Source organism: Streptococcus sp. 121 (assembly GCF_016458205.1).
Taxonomy (GTDB): domain Bacteria; phylum Bacillota; class Bacilli; order Lactobacillales; family Streptococcaceae; genus Streptococcus.
This window is the reverse complement of record NZ_JAEMED010000042.1, coordinates 1-19,260: the sequence shown is the minus strand read 5'-3', so window position 1 is coordinate 19,260 and position 19,260 is coordinate 1. Positions and strand designations below refer to the sequence as shown.

Annotated in this window: 26 protein-coding genes and 2 pseudogenes; 21 read left to right on the top strand and 7 right to left on the bottom strand. The window is 39.9% G+C overall.

All coding sequences use genetic code 11. From position 1 onward, the window contains the following. The 4 genes and pseudogenes from JEQ21_RS08220 to JEQ21_RS08210 all read left to right on the top strand — a co-directional run. Nucleotides 1-283: transposase (locus JEQ21_RS08220; protein ID WP_199364954.1), on the top strand; the 283-nt coding region annotated here is incomplete at its 5' end. Between the two features lie 282 nt (nucleotides 284-565). Beyond that, a pseudogene (locus tag JEQ21_RS08215) lies at nucleotides 566-1,156 on the top strand (IS630 family transposase); the annotation flags it as partial. Between the two features lie 180 nt (nucleotides 1,157-1,336). Beyond that, entirely contained in the window at nucleotides 1,337-1,513 is a 177-nt protein-coding gene (locus JEQ21_RS10025; RefSeq protein ID WP_233340838.1) for a hypothetical protein, read from the top strand. Next, on the top strand, nucleotides 1,510-2,517 hold the full coding sequence (locus JEQ21_RS08210) for an MFS transporter (RefSeq protein WP_233340836.1): 1,008 nt from the start codon (nucleotides 1,510-1,512) through the stop codon (nucleotides 2,515-2,517). Before JEQ21_RS10025 ends, JEQ21_RS08210 begins: the two co-directional genes overlap by 4 nt. 391 nt (nucleotides 2,518-2,908) lie before the next feature. On the opposite strand, the gene JEQ21_RS08205 is transcribed toward JEQ21_RS08210, so the two are convergent. The 6 genes from JEQ21_RS08205 to JEQ21_RS08180 form a co-directional block, all read right to left on the bottom strand. After that, nucleotides 2,909-4,000 carry a site-specific integrase gene (locus tag JEQ21_RS08205; RefSeq protein ID WP_199364952.1) on the bottom strand — a complete coding sequence of 364 codons (1,092 nt, stop codon included), beginning with the start codon at nucleotides 3,998-4,000 and terminating at the stop codon, nucleotides 2,909-2,911. Nucleotides 4,001-4,127: 127 nt separating this feature from the next. Next, a complete protein-coding gene (locus tag JEQ21_RS08200) occupies nucleotides 4,128-4,589 on the bottom strand; it encodes a Fic family protein (protein ID WP_199364950.1) in 462 nt (153 codons plus the stop codon). A gap of 2 nt (nucleotides 4,590-4,591) precedes the next feature. Next, nucleotides 4,592-5,596: a DNA-binding protein gene (locus tag JEQ21_RS08195; protein WP_199364948.1), complete on the bottom strand. Its 1,005-nt coding sequence runs from the start codon at nucleotides 5,594-5,596 to the stop codon at nucleotides 4,592-4,594. 513 nt (nucleotides 5,597-6,109) lie between these two features. Further along, nucleotides 6,110-6,862, bottom strand: coding sequence for a hypothetical protein (locus JEQ21_RS08190; protein WP_199364946.1), 753 nt, complete (start codon nucleotides 6,860-6,862; stop codon nucleotides 6,110-6,112). Nucleotides 6,863-6,878: 16 nt separating this feature from the next. Beyond that, nucleotides 6,879-7,265, bottom strand: coding sequence for an ImmA/IrrE family metallo-endopeptidase (locus JEQ21_RS08185; RefSeq protein ID WP_199364945.1), 387 nt, complete (start codon nucleotides 7,263-7,265; stop codon nucleotides 6,879-6,881). 2 nt (nucleotides 7,266-7,267) lie between these two features. Continuing rightward, entirely contained in the window at nucleotides 7,268-7,615 is a 348-nt protein-coding gene (locus JEQ21_RS08180; protein WP_199364935.1) for a helix-turn-helix domain-containing protein, read from the bottom strand. 630 nt (nucleotides 7,616-8,245) lie between these two features. Between JEQ21_RS08180 and JEQ21_RS08175 the strand changes: the two genes are divergently transcribed. Together JEQ21_RS08175 and JEQ21_RS08170 are read left to right on the top strand one after the other, a co-directional pair. Next, a complete protein-coding gene (locus JEQ21_RS08175) occupies nucleotides 8,246-8,437 on the top strand; it encodes a hypothetical protein (protein WP_196091592.1) in 192 nt (63 codons plus the stop codon). Between the two features lie 9 nt (nucleotides 8,438-8,446). After that, nucleotides 8,447-8,713, top strand: a complete 267-nt coding sequence (locus tag JEQ21_RS08170) for a hypothetical protein (RefSeq protein WP_199364958.1) — start codon at nucleotides 8,447-8,449, stop codon at nucleotides 8,711-8,713. Here the strand turns inward: JEQ21_RS08170 and JEQ21_RS08165 are convergent. Further along, nucleotides 8,710-8,910 (bottom strand): KTSC domain-containing protein, encoded by a 201-nt coding sequence (locus JEQ21_RS08165; RefSeq protein WP_199364933.1) that lies wholly within the window; start codon nucleotides 8,908-8,910, stop codon nucleotides 8,710-8,712. The two genes, JEQ21_RS08170 and JEQ21_RS08165, sit on opposite strands and share 4 nt — an antisense overlap. Before the next feature lie 122 nt (nucleotides 8,911-9,032). Between JEQ21_RS08165 and JEQ21_RS08160 the strand changes: the two genes are divergently transcribed. From JEQ21_RS08160 to JEQ21_RS08090, 15 genes and pseudogenes are all read left to right on the top strand, one after another. Then, nucleotides 9,033-9,176, top strand: coding sequence for a hypothetical protein (locus tag JEQ21_RS08160; RefSeq protein ID WP_199364931.1), 144 nt, complete (start codon nucleotides 9,033-9,035; stop codon nucleotides 9,174-9,176). Nucleotides 9,177-9,237: 61 nt separating this feature from the next. After that, nucleotides 9,238-9,522: a DNA-binding protein gene (locus tag JEQ21_RS08155; protein ID WP_199364929.1), complete on the top strand. Its 285-nt coding sequence runs from the start codon at nucleotides 9,238-9,240 to the stop codon at nucleotides 9,520-9,522. A 10-nt stretch (nucleotides 9,523-9,532) separates the two neighbouring features. Then, the gene (locus tag JEQ21_RS08150) at nucleotides 9,533-9,814 is read left to right on the top strand and encodes a hypothetical protein (protein WP_199364927.1); all 282 of its coding nucleotides are present in this window, start codon (nucleotides 9,533-9,535) and stop codon (nucleotides 9,812-9,814) included. Nucleotides 9,815-9,824: 10 nt separating this feature from the next. After that, on the top strand, nucleotides 9,825-10,046 hold the full coding sequence (locus JEQ21_RS08145) for a hypothetical protein (protein ID WP_199364925.1): 222 nt from the start codon (nucleotides 9,825-9,827) through the stop codon (nucleotides 10,044-10,046). After that, on the top strand, nucleotides 10,046-11,347 hold the full coding sequence (locus JEQ21_RS08140) for an AAA family ATPase (protein WP_199364923.1): 1,302 nt from the start codon (nucleotides 10,046-10,048) through the stop codon (nucleotides 11,345-11,347). The genes JEQ21_RS08145 and JEQ21_RS08140 overlap by 1 nt, the downstream gene beginning before the upstream one ends. Before the next feature lie 12 nt (nucleotides 11,348-11,359). Continuing rightward, entirely contained in the window at nucleotides 11,360-12,469 is a 1,110-nt protein-coding gene (locus JEQ21_RS08135; protein WP_199364921.1) for an ATP-binding protein, read from the top strand. A 1-nt stretch (nucleotide 12,470) separates the two neighbouring features. Then, the gene (locus tag JEQ21_RS08130) at nucleotides 12,471-13,169 is read left to right on the top strand and encodes a hypothetical protein (protein ID WP_233340834.1); all 699 of its coding nucleotides are present in this window, start codon (nucleotides 12,471-12,473) and stop codon (nucleotides 13,167-13,169) included. Further along, nucleotides 13,169-14,752 carry a DEAD/DEAH box helicase gene (locus JEQ21_RS08125; protein WP_199364920.1) on the top strand — a complete coding sequence of 528 codons (1,584 nt, stop codon included), beginning with the start codon at nucleotides 13,169-13,171 and terminating at the stop codon, nucleotides 14,750-14,752. The genes JEQ21_RS08130 and JEQ21_RS08125 overlap by 1 nt, the downstream gene beginning before the upstream one ends. A gap of 12 nt (nucleotides 14,753-14,764) precedes the next feature. Further along, nucleotides 14,765-17,062 carry an AAA family ATPase gene (locus JEQ21_RS08120; protein ID WP_199364918.1) on the top strand — a complete coding sequence of 766 codons (2,298 nt, stop codon included), beginning with the start codon at nucleotides 14,765-14,767 and terminating at the stop codon, nucleotides 17,060-17,062. A 331-nt stretch (nucleotides 17,063-17,393) separates the two neighbouring features. Further along, the gene (locus JEQ21_RS08115) at nucleotides 17,394-17,795 is read left to right on the top strand and encodes a RusA family crossover junction endodeoxyribonuclease (RefSeq protein ID WP_199364916.1); all 402 of its coding nucleotides are present in this window, start codon (nucleotides 17,394-17,396) and stop codon (nucleotides 17,793-17,795) included. After that, complete coding sequence (locus JEQ21_RS08110; protein WP_199364914.1) at nucleotides 17,792-18,010, top strand: hypothetical protein; 219 nt, start codon at nucleotides 17,792-17,794, stop codon at nucleotides 18,008-18,010. The genes JEQ21_RS08115 and JEQ21_RS08110 overlap by 4 nt, the downstream gene beginning before the upstream one ends. A 10-nt stretch (nucleotides 18,011-18,020) precedes the next feature. After that, complete coding sequence (locus tag JEQ21_RS08105; protein WP_199364912.1) at nucleotides 18,021-18,158, top strand: hypothetical protein; 138 nt, start codon at nucleotides 18,021-18,023, stop codon at nucleotides 18,156-18,158. Beyond that, entirely contained in the window at nucleotides 18,159-18,647 is a 489-nt protein-coding gene (locus tag JEQ21_RS08100) for a hypothetical protein (RefSeq protein ID WP_199364910.1), read from the top strand. A 7-nt stretch (nucleotides 18,648-18,654) separates the two neighbouring features. Then, nucleotides 18,655-18,840: pseudogene (locus tag JEQ21_RS10020) on the top strand (helix-turn-helix transcriptional regulator); the annotation flags it as partial. 167 nt (nucleotides 18,841-19,007) lie between these two features. Continuing rightward, the coding region (locus JEQ21_RS08090; RefSeq protein WP_233340832.1) for a DUF1372 family protein at nucleotides 19,008-19,260 on the top strand (253 nt) is incomplete at its 3' end.

Here is a 19,260-nt window from a genome sequence, read left to right as displayed (position 1 = left end):
CAGACATTATGAATCAGGGAACTATCTAGCTAGAGAACACATTACAAAACGTGGGAACCCCTATGCCCGTAAAATTCTCTTCAAGTGTATTCACAATATTGTTTCAGCTAGTCGTACTAAACCCTGTAATATTGCGGATTTTTATGAGAAAAGAAAAAGACAATCGCCAAAGGGTTCTAAGAAACCACATGCGATTGCCTCAATGCATCGGCTAATACGAACGATACATTACCTCATAACGCATAACAAACTTTACGACTACAATATCACAAAAAGTCGATAAAGAAACTTATGCCATAACATTGTAGCACCTTGTGAAAAAAATGGCAAATCAGGGTGCTGTTTCAGTGTACCCTTTTTAGGTAGTTATCTTTATTTTGGGAGTAAAATTACATAAAAGTTGCCTGTGAGCAAGCCAATTATAAAGAGAAGGAAGATTCAGTGTAAAGGCACGCATACGCTCAAGGCCTTGACACAAAATCCCCTTCTCTTTGCTTCACAACTAGGCTCAGCAGGCATCAATCTGCCAAATAAATTGTCCTATTTTTAGAAAAATGGTTGACAAATGGTAGAAAAAATAAAATCTAAATTCCGGAAGTTGAGAAAGCGCTTTAAACACAGTAGACGCTACAACAAAGTTCGTGTGATGTATCAAGATGAGGCTGGTTTTGGGCGTATTAGTAAACTTGGGAAAGCTTGGGCTCCCAAAGGACACCGTCCTATAGTAGGAAGCCACCATATTCGAGAATATCGTTATTGTTATGGAGCTGTCGATGCTTTTACTGGGGAATCTTTCTTCATAATAGCTGGTGGCTGTAATTCAGCTTGGATGAACGAATTCCTGAAGCAGCTTTCTGAACAGTATCCAGATGACTACATCTTATTAATTATGGATAATGCAGTATGGCATAAATCTCAGGAATTAGTTATCCCTAGCAATATAGGTTTTGAATTCATTCCGCCATATACACCAGAAATGAATCCAATTGAACAGGTTTGGGCAGAAATTCGAAAACGAGGCTTTAAGAATAAGGTGTTTTCTTCACTTGAAGCAGTCATCGATCAATTAGGAACAGTCATTAGAGGTTTACATTGGGAAGATTTAAAAACCATTGTCCGAAGACAATGGTTGGTTTCAGATTTTGAACTTGACTGAGTATTATGCAAGAAATAGTTTCGGTTTTAGGAATCTGACAGTAGAATATTTTGGTATTCTGGATACACATCAGTATGTTTTTAAAATTTGTCCTGGAGTATACAAAGGTGCATCATATCATTTGATGCAGTTTCTATTGAAAAATTATACTTCAGATTGGGTGTTAAGCGAGAGAGGGAAATGAGAAATTTATTGAAATTGCTGGTCATTCGGTTAGTGGTGAATCTGGCGGATAGTATCTTTTATATTGCAGCTTTGTGGCATATCAATGAACGGTATGCATCGAGCTTCTTGTTGGGGATTTTTATTGCGATTAATTATTTACCGGATTTGTTACTGATTTTTTCGGACCTTTGATTGATCGTGCCAATCCCAAGAAAATTCTCTTTGGCTCAATTCTGGTGCAGATGGTGGCAGTTGGATTGCTGCTCGTCTTCATACAGCAGATCCCCTTCTGGTTGTTGATGGTGCTGGTTTTCCTATCCGTTATGGCAAGCTCGATCAGCTATGTCTTGGAGGATGTCCTCATCCCGCAGGTGGTGGATTATAATCAGGTGGTCTTTGCCAATTCCCTCTTCTCTATTTCCTATAAAGTGTTGGATTCAATTTTCAACGCAATTTCCTCTATTCTCCAGGCCGTCCTTGGCTTTACCCTTCTTTTAGGCTTGGATCTCGGCGTCTTCTCTCTGGCTCTTTTTTTGGTTTTAATTTTTAAATTCAAATTTAAAAAACAGACAGATACGGAAAAATTCGACTTGTCTGATTATAAAAAGGAATTGAGTCAGGGGACCCAATTCCTCATGGGAAATAAGTTATTGCTAAAAACCTCCAGCTTACTACTAGTTATCAATATTTTCACGGCTTTTCAAACCGTTGCAGTCCCCCTGGTCTCAGTTCAGTACTTTAATGGCTCAATCTTTTACGGCCTCTTTCTGACGCTCTCTGGGTTGGGTGGCATTTGTGGCAATATGTTGGCTCCAATTCTCGTCAAGTACATGAAAGCAAATCAGATTATTGGCCTTTCCTTAGCTCTTAACGCCCTCTGCTGGATGGGGGCCATGTTTTTCAGAAACTACCTGGTTAGTCTGACTCTATTGTTTGTTTGTCATCTTTCCAAGGGTATTTTTAATATCCTCTTCAACGCCCTCTATCAACAAATCCCGCCTAAGGAATTGCTGGGGAGGGTCAACACAGCGGTTGATTCCTTTATTACCCTTGGTATGCCACTCGGGAGTATTCTGGCCGGTATCCTTCTTGACTGGAATCTCAGCTTAGTCTTGCTGCTCATTGCGCTACCGGACCTCCTTGCTGCCTTTCTCTTTTACCATGATCGAGAATTAAAAGATTTCCGAATGAACTAGCTGTCAATTAGATTGCATAAATAGATTTGTAATTTGTGATTAACCAGGAAGTTCTGTGCCAAGATTGGGGATTTAAGTGTAGTCTACCTAAGAAAATATAAATATGGTCTTGCTGTCACTAGAAAGTTAAAAGCAACTAGAGTAATTTAGGTGCTTTTTTGGAAACTCGTGTTTTTTTTAGCTACGAAAATTCGATGGATTTTCTAATATATTCCTCTTCCATGTTTCGAAGAGGTTTTTATTACCCAATTTTGCCCACCAACTTTTTCACCTTTATCCCACTCAAAAATCAAAAAAGCCCGATTTTTCGGGCTTTTCATCAGTATAAATTCGGATAAAAGGGGTTATTAAAGGCGGTAGACGGATTTAAGGGTATTGATTTCACAGGGATTCAGACTCTTTCGTCCGAAATTCGTCCGAAATCATCAAATATGTTTCGTATCCGATCGTTATTTTTATTTTTGAGATTTTCTAGTTGATGAGCGTATACTTTTAATGTGATGTTTAAATTTTCATGCCCTAGAATCTGGGAAACGGAAATTAGGTCGACACCCTTTGAGATTAAGAAACTTGCGTAAGTATGTCTTAGAGAATGAATAGTTACTGGCCGATTGACAATTTTTTTAATTATCTTATTGACCGCCGCATTGCTAACACCGTCAATAATTCTATTCTGACTGCTATTGAATTCTTCTTTATCTCTTCGTTTTTGGATCAGGTTCAAAGTTTTTCTATCAATGGGTATAGATCGTTTGGAGCTTTTTGACTTTAAGGGAATGAATTCTTTACTATCAGTATAATCAAAGCTCTTATCTAAGTGAAGCATCTTATTATTAAAATCTACATTATCCCAAGTTAGTCCGAGAAGTTCCCCGAAGCGCATGCCTGTAACTGCTGCTAAATAAATTAAAAAATAAGAAGCGTATTGACTTTTACTATAACTATCCTCAATTAGTTTAAGGTACTCAGTTTCTTCTAGGAATTTATTTTCAATAGCTTTCTTGTTGATGTTTGATTTGACAACAGCTCCATCACAGAAGTTAGTATCAATAACTTTTTCTCGGACGGCTATTCTTACAGCAGATTGGATATGGTAGTGGAAATTATCGGCTGTTTCCTGAGAATATTTGCTAGTAAATAGATTTACGATTTCTTGGTAACGGGTTGGTGTTATATCACGCAAGAGTGTATTTCCAAAATAGGTTTCTATGTGTTTTTGAGTTTGTTCATATTTTTTCCAAGTGCGCTCGGCTACATGGGGTTTCTTATAGACTTTAGCCCAGGTTTTGTAATAATCAAGTAGGCTTTGATCTCTGTTAACAAAACTATTCTTTTTTAATAATAGTTCAGCTTCCATTGCTGCGGACTGTGCCTGTGCCTTGGTTTTAAAACCTTTTTTTGATTTCTCACGGTATTTACCATTGGCGTCTTTGTATGAAATTCGATACTGCCATCCTGTAGATAATTTTTTATAGAATGCCATTTGTCTTTTACCTCATTTCTTGCTAAAATGGGTACAGTAAAAGGTCCGGCAGTAGCTGCAGGGTTTTACTATACGATTGTTACTCCTCACACTGTGCTTGGCGGCGGAAGTGTGGGGAGATTTTATTTTACTGGAGTTTATTTGAATTTTGTTCGATTGAAAGAGCGATTTTTAATTTAATATCTTCTGTTATTTCATCAAAAATAATAATAGATGTGATGATTTCTTCAAATAATGAATAGTCAATTAAATGCATGGCTAACCAAAGCACAATATTTTCCATTTCTTGGATAAAATAGTCAGCTAAGTAATCAAATCCATTTAATTTTAAGAAGTATGAACCAAATGCTAAGCTAGAACGTTTATTACCATCATTAAACATATGGAACATGGATGTTGCAAAGACAAGGTGTGTTAATTTTTTCTCGAAAGTGGGATAATAATCATCGTTTTGTAGATGAAATAATACACTTTCAAGTCGACCTACATCTTGAGTACCTGATCGACCTCCACTTATTCCGATAACCATATCATCATGAATTTGAATCGCCTTGTCTATTGGAAAGTAGATAGTTTTAAAATTACTCATTCTCATTTATCCTTAAGTCTTTGAAAAATTTCTCGATGCTCTTCAATTTGATCTTCTAACGATCTACTTTGCTCTCCTAAGAATTTTTCAAAATCTTCTTCTGTAACGGGTGTGATATATTCTGCTAATTGAGTGTGAAGTGCATCTCGAAAACTAAGGTCCCTACTTGCCATTTTCGTACGCGCATCGTGTAATAGCGGCTCGAAAAGAGCATGACTAGCTAAATCCTGTATTATTGACTTTGCTTCATCAAAAGTAAGTTGAGTTCCTTTTTTATTGAAATAGTCTTCAAGTTCCTGAGCAATTCCGTTTTCAAAACTAGCAATTAATAATAAAACTTCTGAATATAAAGTACGTCTAACGTTATCTTTCTGTTTTAATTTTAGAATTTTTCTATACTCAGATGCATTTTCTCGGAAAATAGCTTTATAAATAGCATTGGTAAGATGAGCGTATTTATACTGATTTCCCTCTACGAACTTACCTACAGCTGTAGTAAATTTATTCCTAGCTGTGTTTTCTTTTAGTGCACTAGTTAAATAATTACTGTCTCTTTGATTAATATAATTTACATAACCGCCTGTTTTTTCAGTTAGGACATTAATTACAATATCGATTATACGGGCACGAATTTGTTTTGCTTTATCACTAGTAGATAGTAACATTGCAAAATTTAACAATACACGAAACGTTGATATACCTAGATTTCTGGTATTCTGACCGACATTAATGTCGGTCAGCTGAGCCTTAGATTTAAAGTCAGCTAAACGTTTACCTGTTATGACTTCAAAACCATTTAATCGGAGTTCATCAGAATGACCTTCTATTATTCGCTCAATAGTTCGAGTTGTGACGCTAAAAAAATCAGCAAGTTGTTGGTTTGTATAATAATACTTTCCTTCAAAAGGAACACCTTTAATATTGAATTCTTCTTCGGCTTGCTTAATTGCGATAGTATTATTTAGGATGTTTTGTCTTTCAAGTTGAGAAGTTGTTAAGTCAGACATTTGATTTGAAACCTCTTTCTATATTATTGAAGATGTTAAGGTTATTTTTTGTACTATCTATTATTTCGGTGCCTCAAAATTTTAAACGTAATCCAGAATATCAGTACAGCTCCTAAAAACCAAAATTGTTTATTCGACCAATCCGTACTACCTGAAAATAGGTACTCTATTACTGAATGAAGGAGCAGAATTATGAATATTACAAACACACTAGTTATGCAACCTTGACTGGTGTCTGTATTTGTAGACGAACGTGAAGATAGGGGATTTATTGTTGCTTTATTATAAACTTTATTGTATGCAGCTTTTTTAGGGTCATTAACCCATCCCACACCTTTACTTCCATAGACTGGATTAATAGACGAATTAACAGTTCGCTTAATCTTGCCGGTTGTTCGAGCACTAATCCTTTTATTTAAGTTAGGTTTTTTATATCCAATCTTCATAAAGTTTACCTTATAGTCCCCTGTCTCCAAAAAAACAGCAGACTTTCTGCTTCGGCGTTGGTGAGGGTTAGTTGTTGTCTATTTTGAGTTTCATTGTTCCGGAAAACGCACTTTCCTCAGCTAATGTTGTACCATCTTCGGCGTAAACATATAGTGTGGGATTATTAGTGGAATTTGGTTCATACCCATTTTCAGTAGCCCATTTAGAAAAAAGTCCATTTTTTGCAATTAAAACAGAATCTACAACTTGCTGAACTTCAGTATTTGATTGGTATTTAAAGTCTTGAGGAACATATAGCAAAATTAGGCTAGAATCACTATACTCAGCTCGTACTGATAGTGGAGTTCCAGTCTCTGCTAGTTTATTATTCATCTCATTCATCAAATAGGTGGCAAATTGAGCATTAGTTTCTTTTGTCCACTCTTTTTTCTCTTGTTCACTGGAGCTGCTGGAAGATGAACTTGGCTCACTTCTTTCTTCCGAACTTTCTTTTGACTTATCTTCAGAAGATGACTGTGTAGACGATTGCTTTTCAGAGCTAGAAGATGAACTAGGGACTGTTACTTGTGTATTTATTGAAGCATTGTTTTGATTTGAATTGATGAATGCAGGTATTGCAAAAATTGAACCAACAATACCGACTCCCAAAGCAATTAGGGAAAACATTCTGTATCTCTCATTTGGTTTTTTCTTTGAGAAATACCAGAACCCAATTCCTCCAGCGACTGCGACAAACGGCATGAGCATAAATACAACAGCTAGAGCAAGTATAGCTATAAAAAGTATTCCAACGATTTTCCAAATAGAACTATTTTTCATAATAATCTCCTTTTGTCTACATGGCTTTTACTAATCTATAGTATTCATCAACAACCATAACCTCATCGGCAACGGTATGTAGATCATTTAACTTCATGAACTGTATGTAATTAAAATCTTTGACATCATCTAATTGTGACATTGCGTCTTCCATCAGATAGCGAATCATTGTTTTATTTGCTTGTAATTCAAACTGTTCATGTCGTCGTTCGTATTGACTAGAGTCATGATCTAAATGACCTAATTCATGATAAACCACTCGGCGCTTAGCATCTTCTGACAGTGACTTATTAACAAAGATGACTTGAATTTTATCAATGTAAATCCCAGGTCGTGGCCATAGGTCATTATCAAAATATGCTAAGCAAACACCGTGTGATTCGGTTAGCTCTTCTAGTAACATAGCTATCTTCCTTTTAGATAGATTTCAATAATATTGGTAATCGCCTCTACGTCCTCATCGGTAAGAGGTTTACCATCAAAAGTTTTTGCATTGACAGCCATCTCTCGTAAATCTTCACGAGTATAGCCGATATTGTCATCAGCAACATTAGGGTTATCGGTTCTACCAAGGAGGTAATCCAAGGATACATCAAAATAATCAGCTATTTCTTGCAAGCGTTCAGCGCTGGCTTTTTGCTTCTTTAAAGAATAGAGTGTATTTCGACTGTAACCTAATTTTTCTTCTAAAGAATTTATAGAGAGACCTTGTTTTTTTGCAAGGTCTTTAATTCTTTCAAATGTAGGGAACATTGATTTATCAACCTTTCAGAGAGATTGACAAAAAATATTTAAATTATTCAGTTAAAATTGTTGACAAAATTAAGTGTATAATTTAAAATAATTTTTGTAAGATGATTGAGTTAGAAAAAAACGAAGTCAAAAAACATTCTAAAACTAAATATCAACGGTCGCCAAACTGTGTTATCAAATGTTTTATCAGTGTTTAAAACGTTGTTTTTTCTATGATTTAATTTTAAATTATGTATTTAAAATTGTCAAGAAATTATGTGTTTTTCTAACTTTTTCACTTACATTGTTCTTTGACAATGGAATAGAAACGTGGTAAGATTTAGGTGTATTGGAAAAGTTCGCACATTAGTGCCAATAGAAAGCCCCTAGGTCTGGCAGGACTTAGGGGCTTTTTTTCTGGGTTAGTTAACACTAACTAAGCGCTACTTATCGAAGTGGTCGTCTAACCAGCGAGCCACCAACCAGCTAATGATAGCTTCAATGATTGCGATAAGTATTATTTGGAAAAATTCGCACATACGCTATACCTCCTTACTAAGGCGTATAGTTAGTGCCATTTATTATTGTATCACGTTTCTATCCATTCGATAGGAACGTTTTTTAGTACCAACAGAAAAGGAGGGGAAGCCTATGCCTAACACAAATGATGGGCGTCAAAAGATTTTGGACTATCTAAAAGAGAATAATCTTTCAATGACAACACTGGCAGTCCAGTACGGAATGGTTCGTCAAGATGTGACCAATATCTTAAATGGTAAGCTGCGCAACCCACAAGCAAATCGATTCATTGCTCGTGTGATTGAAGATTTTAAGATTCGATAGGAGGTAGTGATGGAAAAAGAAATTCTCGCTAAAAACGAAAAAGCCAGTATCTCTTTGAATACTGACGGCAAAATTGTTATTGATGCTAAAGAAATTACTACGGGAGGTATTGATAGTGGGAAGTTATTAAGTCAAGACTTACTTGGTTGTTTGTCTAAAGGAGTTGAATTTCTAGCGAGTAACTGCATTCATAGTCAAATTATTATTACTGTAGATGGCATATCACTCCAAGATACAAAAGAGTTCCACCCGGCAAGTGAAACTCTACTTGATTAATGAATGCGTGTATAAGAATGAACTTTGGATAGTCTATGAATATTTGATCCGACCGATCCTTGTAATACCAAATGATACTCAGATTGAGATACGTTGTGGTATTGATAGACAGCTCCACTGTTGAATTCAACTTCTAGAGTGTTATTTTCCCAACCTACACTTCGTACATTGCTAGAAGTAACGTATTTTCGCTGCATAATATTTCCTCCTTTTAGTTATATTTTTGAGTAAAAAGAGTGTAAAGGTTTTCTACTCGAAATCATACTATCAAAATGTTGTAGTTTTGTAATCGGTCGTAAGGCCTAGAAAGAAGGAGTTTATGGATGACAAAGTGATTGAAATCGCTGATTTCTTAATCAGTAACACAAGGACGTATCGTGAAGCAAGGGTTGCAAGTGAGAAGTTATTTCAGGATGTCGCTAGAGAAATAGAACTTAGGGCATTAGAAAGAGAAGTCAGGTAAATGAAAAAAGACGCCAATAGCAGTTGGCGCCTACAACAAAATATTCTAAGGAGATTCTACCATGGATACGCTTTTGAATCAACTGTTGGACCAGTTTGAAGCTGGTCTGATGGATAGAACAATGAAGGTGATGAGAATTGCTGCAGATGAAAAGTACAGCTTTCCGATGGAATTAAACAAGAAGCAGTGTGCTCGAATGTTGCTTGGAACAGATGATACTACAACTTTTGACAGTCGATTCAACAGTCACAAAGACTTTCCAAGAATTGACTGCAAGCGAGACAAATTTCCAAGAGATGCAGTCATTGAATGGTACGGCAAAAATTGGATGAGAACAGGTATTTAAGGAGTTAACTATGCTAGAAACAATCAAAAACTTATCAATTATTTTCGCACTTAATGTCGCATCACTATCCGCAGTTCATCTCATGATCAAGGCGGTACGCTTGAAGCGTAAGCAGAAACGAGATGCTGAACTTGCAGCAGTCAAAGCTCAGGCTTACGAACAGGCTAAGTTTGACCTGGAGCAGAAATACGACCAGGAACGTGAAGAGTATAAGCGGAATTACAAGATGCTTGAAGTAGACTATGATCGTGCTGCCATGGCTAAGCCAGCTAATGTGATTGAAATGTATTAGGGAGAAAAAAATGATTGTAGAAAAAGAGAAAAAGAAAGAATCTAAATTTTACCCACGGATTCGATGTACAGAGGAAGTCTATAACCGAATTGCAGAAATTGCCGATGAATGTGATTTAACTTTGAATGCCGTGGTGAGTTCACTTTTAGAGTATGCTCTTGCTCATAGTCGGGTCGAAACCAAGCAGAAAGTGATTGAAGAGAGCACCTTGATTATTGGAGAGGAGTACTGATGGCTATTACAATTAACAGTTTAGAAATTGAAAACGTCAAGCGTATTAAAGCAGTCAAGGTAGAGCCTTCTAGTTCTGGGCTGACAATCATCGGTGGTGATAACGGACAGGGAAAAACGAGTGTCCTAGATGCCATTGCTTGGGCACTGGGAGGGAATCGATACAAACCTAGCCAAGCACAACGAGATGGAGCCATGGCTTCCCCTACGCTTAAATTAACCCTTTCAAATGGGTTGATAGTGGAGCGAAAAGGGAAGAATTCCACCCTAAAGGTTATCGATCCAAGTGGTCAAAAGGCTGGCCAACAGTTGCTGGATAGCTTTGTGGAAGAATTGGCCATCAACTTGCCTAAGTTCATGGATAGTAACCCCAGAGAAAAGGCAGATATTCTCCTTCAAATTATCGGAGTTGGAGACCAACTATTTCAGTTAGAGACGCAAGAGAAGACCATTTATAACGATCGTCATGCAGTTGGGGTTATTGCTGATCAGAAGGAAAAGTATGCTAAGGAACAACCATTCTATGAGGACGCTCCAAAAGAGTTGATTAGTCTTTCCGAGCTGATTCTACAACAACAGGAAGTCTTGGCTCGAAATGGTGAGAATGAACGAAAGAGACAAAATCTTGCTGGTATTCAACAGTCCTACAACCTCAAGAATGATGAGGTAAATCAACTGCGGGCTAGATTGGCAGAAGCAGAGCAGCAGCTCCAACAATTGTCTCTTGATTTAGAGACTGCCCAAAGTGTGGCGGTTAATTTACAGGATGAATCAACTGCAGAAATTGAGCAGAATATTGCTGACATCGAACAAATCAATCTCAAGGTTCGAGCCAACTTGAGTAAAGAAAAAGCAGAAGAAGATGCCAAGGCACAACGCCAAGAGTACAAGAATCTAACTGAAAAACTTGAAGCGGTCCGCAAGGAGAAACAGGAGTTGTTGACGACTGCTGACCTCCCTCTACCTGGTCTGTCAGTAGTAGAGGGGGAACTGGTCTACAATGGCCAGCGCTGGGATAACATGTCTGGTTCTGAACAACTGATGGTATCGACTGCCATTGTCCGGAAGTTGAAGCCAGAATGTGGGTTTGTTCTGATTGATAAGTTGGAACAAATGGACCAGAAATCCCTTCAGCTTTTCGGGGCTTGGCTAGAGTCTGAGGGCTTACAAGCGATTGCGACTCGGGTATCAAGGGGAGATGAGTGTTCTATCATCATCGAAGATGGGTACTCGGTTGAAAACGAGTCCTATAAACCTGTTGTGCCACAAGCTCCGAAGTCCTGGGAAGGAACATTATTTTAGAAAGGAAACCTTATGCAGATTACAAAAGGAAGACGTGCTAGAGCTCAACGTGTTGTTATCTATGGACCAGAAGGAATTGGTAAGTCAAGTATTGCAGCCAATTTCCCTAATCCAGTTTTTATCGATACAGAAGGCTCCACAGACAACATGGATGTGGCTCGGATGGATAAACCAACTAGCTATACCATGCTAAAGAACGAGATTGCGTTTCTTAAAGCCAATCCAACAGCTTGTCAAACCTTAGTCATTGACACCATTGACTGGGCAGAGACCTTGCTTGTTCAGGATATTTGTAACCAACACGGGAAACGAGGAATTGAAGATTTTGGATACGGGAATGGTTACACTTACGCTGCCGAAGAAATGAAGCGATTCTTGGATTTACTACAGGAATTGGTTGAGTTAGGTATCAATGTTGTGCTGACTGCCCACGCTCAAATGCGGAAATTCGAGCAACCAGATGAACTTGGTGCTTATGATCGTTGGGAGTTGAAGCTTGGGAAGAAGACAAGTTCACAGACTGCTCCTATTGTCAAAGAATGGGCTGATATGGTCCTCTTTGCCAACTACAAGACCACTGTTGTGACAACTGACAGTAAAAAGAAAAAGGCTCAAGGTGGCGAACGGGTTATCTACACCCAACATCATCCTGCCTGGGACGCTAAGAATCGTCATGGCTTGCCAGAACAGATTCCCTTGGATTATTCGGCTATTGCACATCTATTCCAAACACCACAAGCAGCCCCTGTGAGCCAGGAACCTGTTCAACAACCGACACCTCCAGAGCCTGTCCAAGGTCCACAACCAGGCATGATGGGACCTAATCCTGTGGAACAGCCGACAGCACCTACATCTCCAGCACCAGTTGTAGATGTAGGGGAGATTAGCCCTTTGATTCCACAGGGGTTGAGAGATCTTATGATCCAAAGCGGTGTCACTCAATACGAGTTGATGACGGCTATCTACATGACCAATGTCTATCCGATTGCCACCCCAGTTGAAGCTATTGCTCCAGATTACTGGAATTACCTGATTACGGAATGGGATAAAGTCTATAAGGCTATTGAAGTCAATGTCCGTGTCGATGAACAACTACCATTTGAAATGAAAGAAGGAGAATAAAATGACAGATTTTAACCAAAATTTTGAACGAGAACTAAGCTGGGAAGATGAAATTACCGTTGATGGTAGTAGTTTCATTGAACTAGAACCAGGAGATTATCAATTCACCGTAACGAATTTTGAACGGGCAAGACACACACCAAATCCACAAAATCCTGGAAAATTACCTGCCTGCAATAAGGCAATTGTAACGGTTTCAATTGATACAGCAGAAGGAAGTAAGAGCATGAAGCACAATCTTTTTCTTCATAGTTTTACAGAAGGGATGTTGTCTGCTTTCTTCGGAGCCATTGGTCGGAAGAAGCATGGTGAACCCCTTCGTATGAATTGGAATAATATCATCGGTGCTAAAGGTGTTGCTCGAATCGGCAAACGGCAGGGTACTGGTAACTATGCAGACCAGAAATTTGATGACATCAAATCCATGATCTATGCAGATGAAGTCGATTGGACAAAAGTTCTGAATGCTAATGTGCAACCAAGCACACCACAAGCATCAGTTCCACCGCAACAACCTCAGGCACCCCAACAGCCTTACCAACAACCGCAACAAGATATACCACAGGCTCCAGTACAACCACAAGCACCGCAACAAGGTTCTTTCTTTGAAGGAAATACAACCAACATCCCACCCCAACAAGCCATGCCGCAACAACCGCAACCTCAAGCTCCAACTAGTGGTGGATTTGGAGGATTCTAATGCAGCTTAGACCGTATCAAGAAGAAGCACGGTCAGCAGTACAAGCCGAATGGGAAAAAGGCCGGAAGAGAACTCTTCTGGTCTTACCTACAGGCTGTGGAAAAACAATTGTCTTCTCTAAGATTATTGAAGACCGTGTGAAAAAGGGCGAGAGAGTTCTTATCCTAGCCCATCGTTCAGAATTATTAGACCAAGCTAGCGACAAGTTGCTAAATGCGACAGGGATTGGTACAGCACTAGAGAAGGCGGAGTCAACTTCTATTGGTTCCTGGTATCGAGTAGTGGTTGGTTCAGTCCAGACTATGCAGAGGGAAAAGCGACTTAGTCAATTTCCAAAAGATCACTTCGATACGATTGTGATTGATGAAGCCCACCACGCTATTTCCGATGGTTATCAGCGAGTATTAGGGCATTTTGATGAGGCTAATGTTCTAGGGGTTACAGCAACCCCGGACCGTGGAGACATGAAGAATCTCGGTTCTTATTTTGATAGTTTGGCCTATGAGTATTCCATTGTAGATGCCATCAAATCTGGTTATCTATCTAAGATTACTGCTGTTACAATCCCCCTCACTTTGGATTTATCTTCCGTCAGTCAACAAGCTGGTGATTTTAAAGCCAGTGAGATTGGAACGGCGCTTGATCCATACCTAGAACAGATTGCAGATGAGATGGTCAAACAGTGTACCAATCGTAAAACAGTAGTTTTCCTACCTCTGGTTAAAACCAGTCAGAAATTCAGAGACATTCTGAATCAAAAAGGTTTCAAGGCCGCAGAGGTCAACGGCACTTCTGAAGACCGAGCGGAAATCCTAGAAGATTTCGATAAGGATAGATACAACGTCCTATGTAATTCCATGCTTTTGACAGAGGGTTGGGACTGTCCAACAGTTGATTGTGTGGTGGTTCTTAGACCAACAAAGGTTCGCTCCCTCTACAGTCAAATGGTGGGGCGTGGAACTCGTTTGGCACCAGGAAAAGAGAACTTACTCTTGCTGGATTTCCTATGGCATACTGAGCGCCACGAACTTTGTCGACCTGCCCACTTAATCGCAGAAAATAGCGAAGTGGCAGCTAAGATGACCGAGAACATGGAAGAAGAAGCGGGCACTATCTTTGACATTGAAGAAGTAGAAGTACAGGCTGCTCAAGATGTAGTCGCTCAACGTGAAGAGGCTTTAGCTAATCTGTTGGCCGAACAACGAAAGAAAAAGCGGAAGCTGGTGGATCCATTGCAATTCGAGATGTCTATCCAAGCTGAAGACCTTCAAGACTATGTTCCAAGTTTTGGTTGGGAGATGGCACCACCATCAAAAGAACAAATCAATGCACTTGAGAAATATGGAATCTATACAGAAGAGATTGGCAATGCAGGGAAGGCAAGCAAACTCTTGGACCGACTTAATAAGCGCCGAGACAACGGCTTGTCTACACCGAAGCAGATTCGCCTTTTAGAGCGTTATGGTTTCCGAAATGTTGGTCTGTGGAGTTTTGAAAATTGCCGATACATGATTGATCGTATCGCAGCCAGTGGTTGGAGATTGCCAAAAGGAGTTGTTCCAAGCGACTACCAGCCAAGTTAGTAAGGAGGAGGAATGGCAGACAGAGATTTTGATTTACTGCCTTTGTTAGATTATATTGAGCCGTCCTCTGTGACTTACCAAGAGTGGGTCGATGTAGGAATGGCCCTAAAGTATGAAGGATACAGTGCTGCCGATTGGGATTTGTGGTCTCAGTCAGATAGCCGCTATAAAGAGGGTGAGTGCTTCAAAAAGTGGGATAGTTTCCAACGAGAAGGGCTTGGTAGCATAACAGGAGCTACCATCACCCAGATGGCCAAGGAGAGAGGTTGGACCCCGAAAGGAAACTCAAACGGACCCTCTCACGAATTGGATTGGGATTCCACAATTGGAGATTATAAGATTGTGGATAAGAACTGGGTTGAGTCCCAGGAAATCCGAGAACCCTTTCATTGGGAACCAGGGCGGGAGTTACTTCGCTACTTGGAAACCCTATTTGAATCAACAGATTATGTTGGCTACGTGACAGAAACCTATCCCATTGAGACTGATAAAGGAGTCATTTACAAGCCTACTGCTGGAGCCTATGACCGAACTGCAGGGGAATTGATTCAGGCTCTCCAAAATGCAGGGAATGACATTGGAGCAGTCTTTGGTGATCCGAAAGAAGAAGCTGGCGCTTGGATTCGCTTTAATCCAGTTGATGGTAAGGGAGTCAAGAATGACAACGTTACGGAGTTCCGCTATGCCTTGGTCGAGTCCGATAGCATGGAACTTGGTAAGCAGTACGCCCTTTTTAAAGAATTGGAACTACCTATTGCGGCCCTGGTCCACTCTGGTAAGAAGTCACTACATGCCATTGTCAAAGTAGATGCCAGAGATTATCAGGAATACCGAAAACGGGTTGATTATATCTACAATATCTGTAAGAAAAACGGTCTCGATATTGATACTCAAAACAGAAATCCTAGTCGATTGTCTCGCATGCCTGGTGTCACTCGGGCTGGACGAAAGCAGTTTTTAATTGATACCAATATTGGTAAAGCTAATTATGAAGAATGGTACCAATGGATTGAGGATTTGAATGATGATCTTCCTGATCCGGAGACTTTGGCAGAGGAGTGGGATAACCTACCTGAACTAGCGCCAGAGCTGATTAAAGGTGTTCTTCGCCAAGGTCATAAGATGTTGATTGCAGGTCCGTCCAAGGCAGGAAAGTCCTTCGCTTTGATTGAACTTTCTATCGCCATCGCAGAGGGTCAGAAGTGGATTGACTGGGATTGTGAGCAAGGGCGAGTCCTCTATGTCAATCTGGAATTGGACCGACCATCAGCCCTCCATCGTTTCAAAGATGTTTACAATGCCATGGGAATTGCCCCGAACAATATCAAAAACATTGATATTTGGAACCTTCGTGGAAAGACAGTTCCCATGGACAAGTTGGCTCCCAAGCTGATTCGCCGTTCACTGAAGAAAAATTATCAGGCGGTCATTATTGACCCTATTTACAAGGTTTTGACGGGTGACGAAAACTCCGCAGACCAAATGGCTCATTTCACCAATCAATTTGATAAGGTGGCGACTGAGTTAGGTTGTAGTGTGATTTACTGTCACCATCACTCGAAAGGCTCCCAGGGCGGCAAGAAGTCCATGGACCGAGCTAGTGGCTCTGGAGTATTTGCGAGAGACCCAGATGCCCTCATTGACTTAGTAGAGCTTGAATTGACTGATGAGCTGATTAAAATGCGGACCAACAAGGCTACGGCTAAGGTTTACCAAGAGGCCTTACAAGAACAGGCCTTGGACTACTATCAGCAACATGTTTCACTGGATGATCTTGAGAGTCGAGCAGAAATGCAGAAACACTTTGAGAAAGCCATCTCGGACATCTTAGTCAAAAAGCCATATCTCGATAAGATTCAAGAAGTCAAACGAGCGACTGAGACCAGCACTGGTTGGCGAGTTGAAGGAACACTTCGTGAGTTTGCGAAATTCGCTCCAGTCAATATGTGGTTCAGCTATCCGGTCCACAGTGTGGATCAATCTGGAGTACTGGCAGATATTCAGTTAGAGGATTCAACTAACGGGAAGAACTCTCCTTGGAAGAAGAACTTCGAGAAGAAGAAATCACCTGAAAATCGTAAGCAAGATAGGTCAGAGAAGATTGAAACAGCTATGAGTAGTTTAAACGATGGAATCAATCCGGTTTCTTTGGATGATTTGGTTGGGTATTTCTCTACTGAAGAGAAGGCCGTGAGCGAAAAAACGATTCGAAGATGGCTCAAAGATTCAGGTCGATATGAAGTCAAAAACAAGCAAGTTTGTGAAATTATCACAGAGGGACAAGGGACAGGGACAGACAAAATCGAATGACAAAGTCGAATAGCGTATTCGAGTTTGTCCGTGTCCCTAGAGACAAAATAATCGAAAATGTCCGTGTCCCTGAGAGGTAAAAATCAGAGACAAAATGAGGGACAAAGTCGATAATTAATCGAAAATGTCCGAGGGACAAACCCAGGGACAGAATATTCTCTTTCTCCGAAAGAAGAATATTTGGGAAATGTCCCTAGAGGTCCAGAAGAACAGGTACAGGTACAAGGGGGCTATGCATCCGCCCCTTGTAACCCTGTAACCCTGTCCTTCACTCTGGACTTAGAAGTTTTGTCTATGGAAATGAAAACTAAAATAAATGTGGGAGAGGGTTATGACAATTGAATTTTTCTTACCGATGAAGAAAATTCCAACGACAACTCATCAACAGAAAAAAGTCGGAGTCAGAAATGGCAAACCTTATTTCTATGAACCAAAAGACTTGCAAGAGGCTAGGAGTAAATTAATGTCTGCTCTTAGCCAGCATGTACCAAATCATAGAATGGGTGGACCAATTAGGCTGACTGTCAAATGGTTGTTTCCAGTTGTCAAAGGAAAACGAAACGGTCAGTACAAAACGACTAAACCTGATACAGATAACCTTCAAAAGTTATTAAAGGATTGTATGACGGACCTTGGGTATTGGACCGATGATGCACAAGTCGCTAGTGAGATAGTCGAAAAATTTTGGTCTGATGTCGTTGGTATCTATGTGTTAGTGGAGGAGCTTGAATGAATTATGTAGAGTTCTTTGAAGTAGAAGTCCCAAACTGGATGAGACAGAGCAATCAAGTCATGGCTAGAGTTGGCTTTGCGACTGATGACTACTGGCGCTGGGTAGTTCAGTCCATGGGAGCTCTCTGCAAAAAGTATGGTGATGATGAGTTAGTAAGAAGTCAATGTTCACTCATATTTGAGTGGCTTGAAGGAAAAGCAAAGGAAATGATGTGAAGGAGGACTTATGAAACATTATGTAGTTGAATACTGGTTTGAAGGTGAGTATCGAGATTCCAAGTATTTCGTTGATCGCACTGCAGCCATGGAATGGATAGATAAGAATAAGCATTCAGTCTATGATTTCAAGATGGTGGAGGTTTAGATGGATGAAATAACTAAACAATTTTATGAGGAAGTTGATCGATTTGCGCCAAGAAATCACAAAAATCAAATCGATTGGAAAACACTTCTCGTAGGTGAATATGACGCAAATATTTTGGCCAATTACTATCAATCACGAAAAAGAGGTGTATTGCCGCCCGTTTATGTAATCGCTGCTATGATATCGACATTTTCAAAAGAGGAGCTGAAACGATATGCCCTTCATAAATTAAGGACTACGAAGAAGTTGACAAACAAAGTTATAGAAGAATACGAGAATGTTTTTCGCGAAGGTTATTCAGGTAGAAGACCTGGATCGAAAGTGCTAAATGGAACGTCGGAAGAGCGTGAGCTAGAAATCAAGCGCCAGCGAACGCCTTTCGAGAAAAAGAAGTGCAGGAAATTGTTTATGGAGCGTGTCTGGCAAATGGAGGCAGCGGGATTGATAGGTCAGTCTGATTCTAGAGATGGCTACAATCGGAAGGATTAGTTTGATTATGAACAGGTTGAAAGAATTAAGAACAGAAAAAAAACTAACTCAAAAAGAGTTAGCGGATATTATTGGGACAACTAAATTGACCATATCAAACTGGGAAAACGATAAGCATTCTATGAATTCTGAAAAAGCTAAGGTGCTTGCTGATTATTTCGGTGTTCCCGTTGGTTATCTTTTAGGCTATTCAGGCAAATCGCTTTCCATCTCTGGAAATTTAAAGGCAGGCGACAAAATCAACCTCAGAGGAACAATCGCGACCATCGATGAAACTCTTATCCTTTTTCAAACAGAAGCTGGGTATACGATTTGGTTGAACCGTGAAGCGGTTGAAAAATCATCTGAAAGGAGAAGTGAATGACTGAACGAGAAGAAAACATAAAAGAAGCGGCGTTGTTCGGCGTCTGGATTCTAATGGTATTCATATTTGTGATCATGCTCCATTTCGGGGTCCAGCTTCACGAACTAGAGCAGAAAGTGGACCGTTTGGAGATGGGGCAGGTACAGTTGAGACAGTCGTATGCTGGTCTCACGATTGGCAAGGTCATTGACAAACAGGAAAAAGACGGCAAGTACACGCTGACAATCGCAGGATACGGGAATTTCTTGG

Coding starts and splice junctions, on each gene's coding strand:
- JEQ21_RS08125 (WP_199364920.1), top strand. CDS start 13,169: ATGCAGCTTAGACCGTATCAAGAAGAAGCACGGTCAGCAGTACAAGCC.
- JEQ21_RS08130 (WP_233340834.1), top strand. CDS start 12,471: ATGACAGATTTTAACCAAAATTTTGAACGAGAACTAAGCTGGGAAGAT.
- JEQ21_RS08135 (WP_199364921.1), top strand. CDS start 11,360: ATGCAGATTACAAAAGGAAGACGTGCTAGAGCTCAACGTGTTGTTATC.
- JEQ21_RS08175 (WP_196091592.1), top strand. CDS start 8,246: ATGCCTAACACAAATGATGGGCGTCAAAAGATTTTGGACTATCTAAAA.
- JEQ21_RS08155 (WP_199364929.1), top strand. CDS start 9,238: ATGGATACGCTTTTGAATCAACTGTTGGACCAGTTTGAAGCTGGTCTG.
- JEQ21_RS08115 (WP_199364916.1), top strand. CDS start 17,394: ATGACAATTGAATTTTTCTTACCGATGAAGAAAATTCCAACGACAACT.
- JEQ21_RS08200 (WP_199364950.1), bottom strand. CDS start 4,589: ATGAGTAATTTTAAAACTATCTACTTTCCAATAGACAAGGCGATTCAA.
- JEQ21_RS08170 (WP_199364958.1), top strand. CDS start 8,447: ATGGAAAAAGAAATTCTCGCTAAAAACGAAAAAGCCAGTATCTCTTTG.
- JEQ21_RS08190 (WP_199364946.1), bottom strand. CDS start 6,862: ATGAAAAATAGTTCTATTTGGAAAATCGTTGGAATACTTTTTATAGCT.
- JEQ21_RS08100 (WP_199364910.1), top strand. CDS start 18,159: ATGGATGAAATAACTAAACAATTTTATGAGGAAGTTGATCGATTTGCG.
- JEQ21_RS10025 (WP_233340838.1), top strand. CDS start 1,337: ATGAGAAATTTATTGAAATTGCTGGTCATTCGGTTAGTGGTGAATCTG.
- JEQ21_RS08195 (WP_199364948.1), bottom strand. CDS start 5,596: ATGTCTGACTTAACAACTTCTCAACTTGAAAGACAAAACATCCTAAAT.
- JEQ21_RS08105 (WP_199364912.1), top strand. CDS start 18,021: ATGAAACATTATGTAGTTGAATACTGGTTTGAAGGTGAGTATCGAGAT.
- JEQ21_RS08185 (WP_199364945.1), bottom strand. CDS start 7,265: ATGTTACTAGAAGAGCTAACCGAATCACACGGTGTTTGCTTAGCATAT.
- JEQ21_RS08120 (WP_199364918.1), top strand. CDS start 14,765: ATGGCAGACAGAGATTTTGATTTACTGCCTTTGTTAGATTATATTGAG.
- JEQ21_RS08180 (WP_199364935.1), bottom strand. CDS start 7,615: ATGTTCCCTACATTTGAAAGAATTAAAGACCTTGCAAAAAAACAAGGT.
- JEQ21_RS08150 (WP_199364927.1), top strand. CDS start 9,533: ATGCTAGAAACAATCAAAAACTTATCAATTATTTTCGCACTTAATGTC.
- JEQ21_RS08140 (WP_199364923.1), top strand. CDS start 10,046: ATGGCTATTACAATTAACAGTTTAGAAATTGAAAACGTCAAGCGTATT.
- JEQ21_RS08160 (WP_199364931.1), top strand. CDS start 9,033: ATGGATGACAAAGTGATTGAAATCGCTGATTTCTTAATCAGTAACACA.
- JEQ21_RS08145 (WP_199364925.1), top strand. CDS start 9,825: ATGATTGTAGAAAAAGAGAAAAAGAAAGAATCTAAATTTTACCCACGG.
- JEQ21_RS08205 (WP_199364952.1), bottom strand. CDS start 4,000: ATGGCATTCTATAAAAAATTATCTACAGGATGGCAGTATCGAATTTCA.
- JEQ21_RS08165 (WP_199364933.1), bottom strand. CDS start 8,910: ATGCAGCGAAAATACGTTACTTCTAGCAATGTACGAAGTGTAGGTTGG.
- JEQ21_RS08110 (WP_199364914.1), top strand. CDS start 17,792: ATGAATTATGTAGAGTTCTTTGAAGTAGAAGTCCCAAACTGGATGAGA.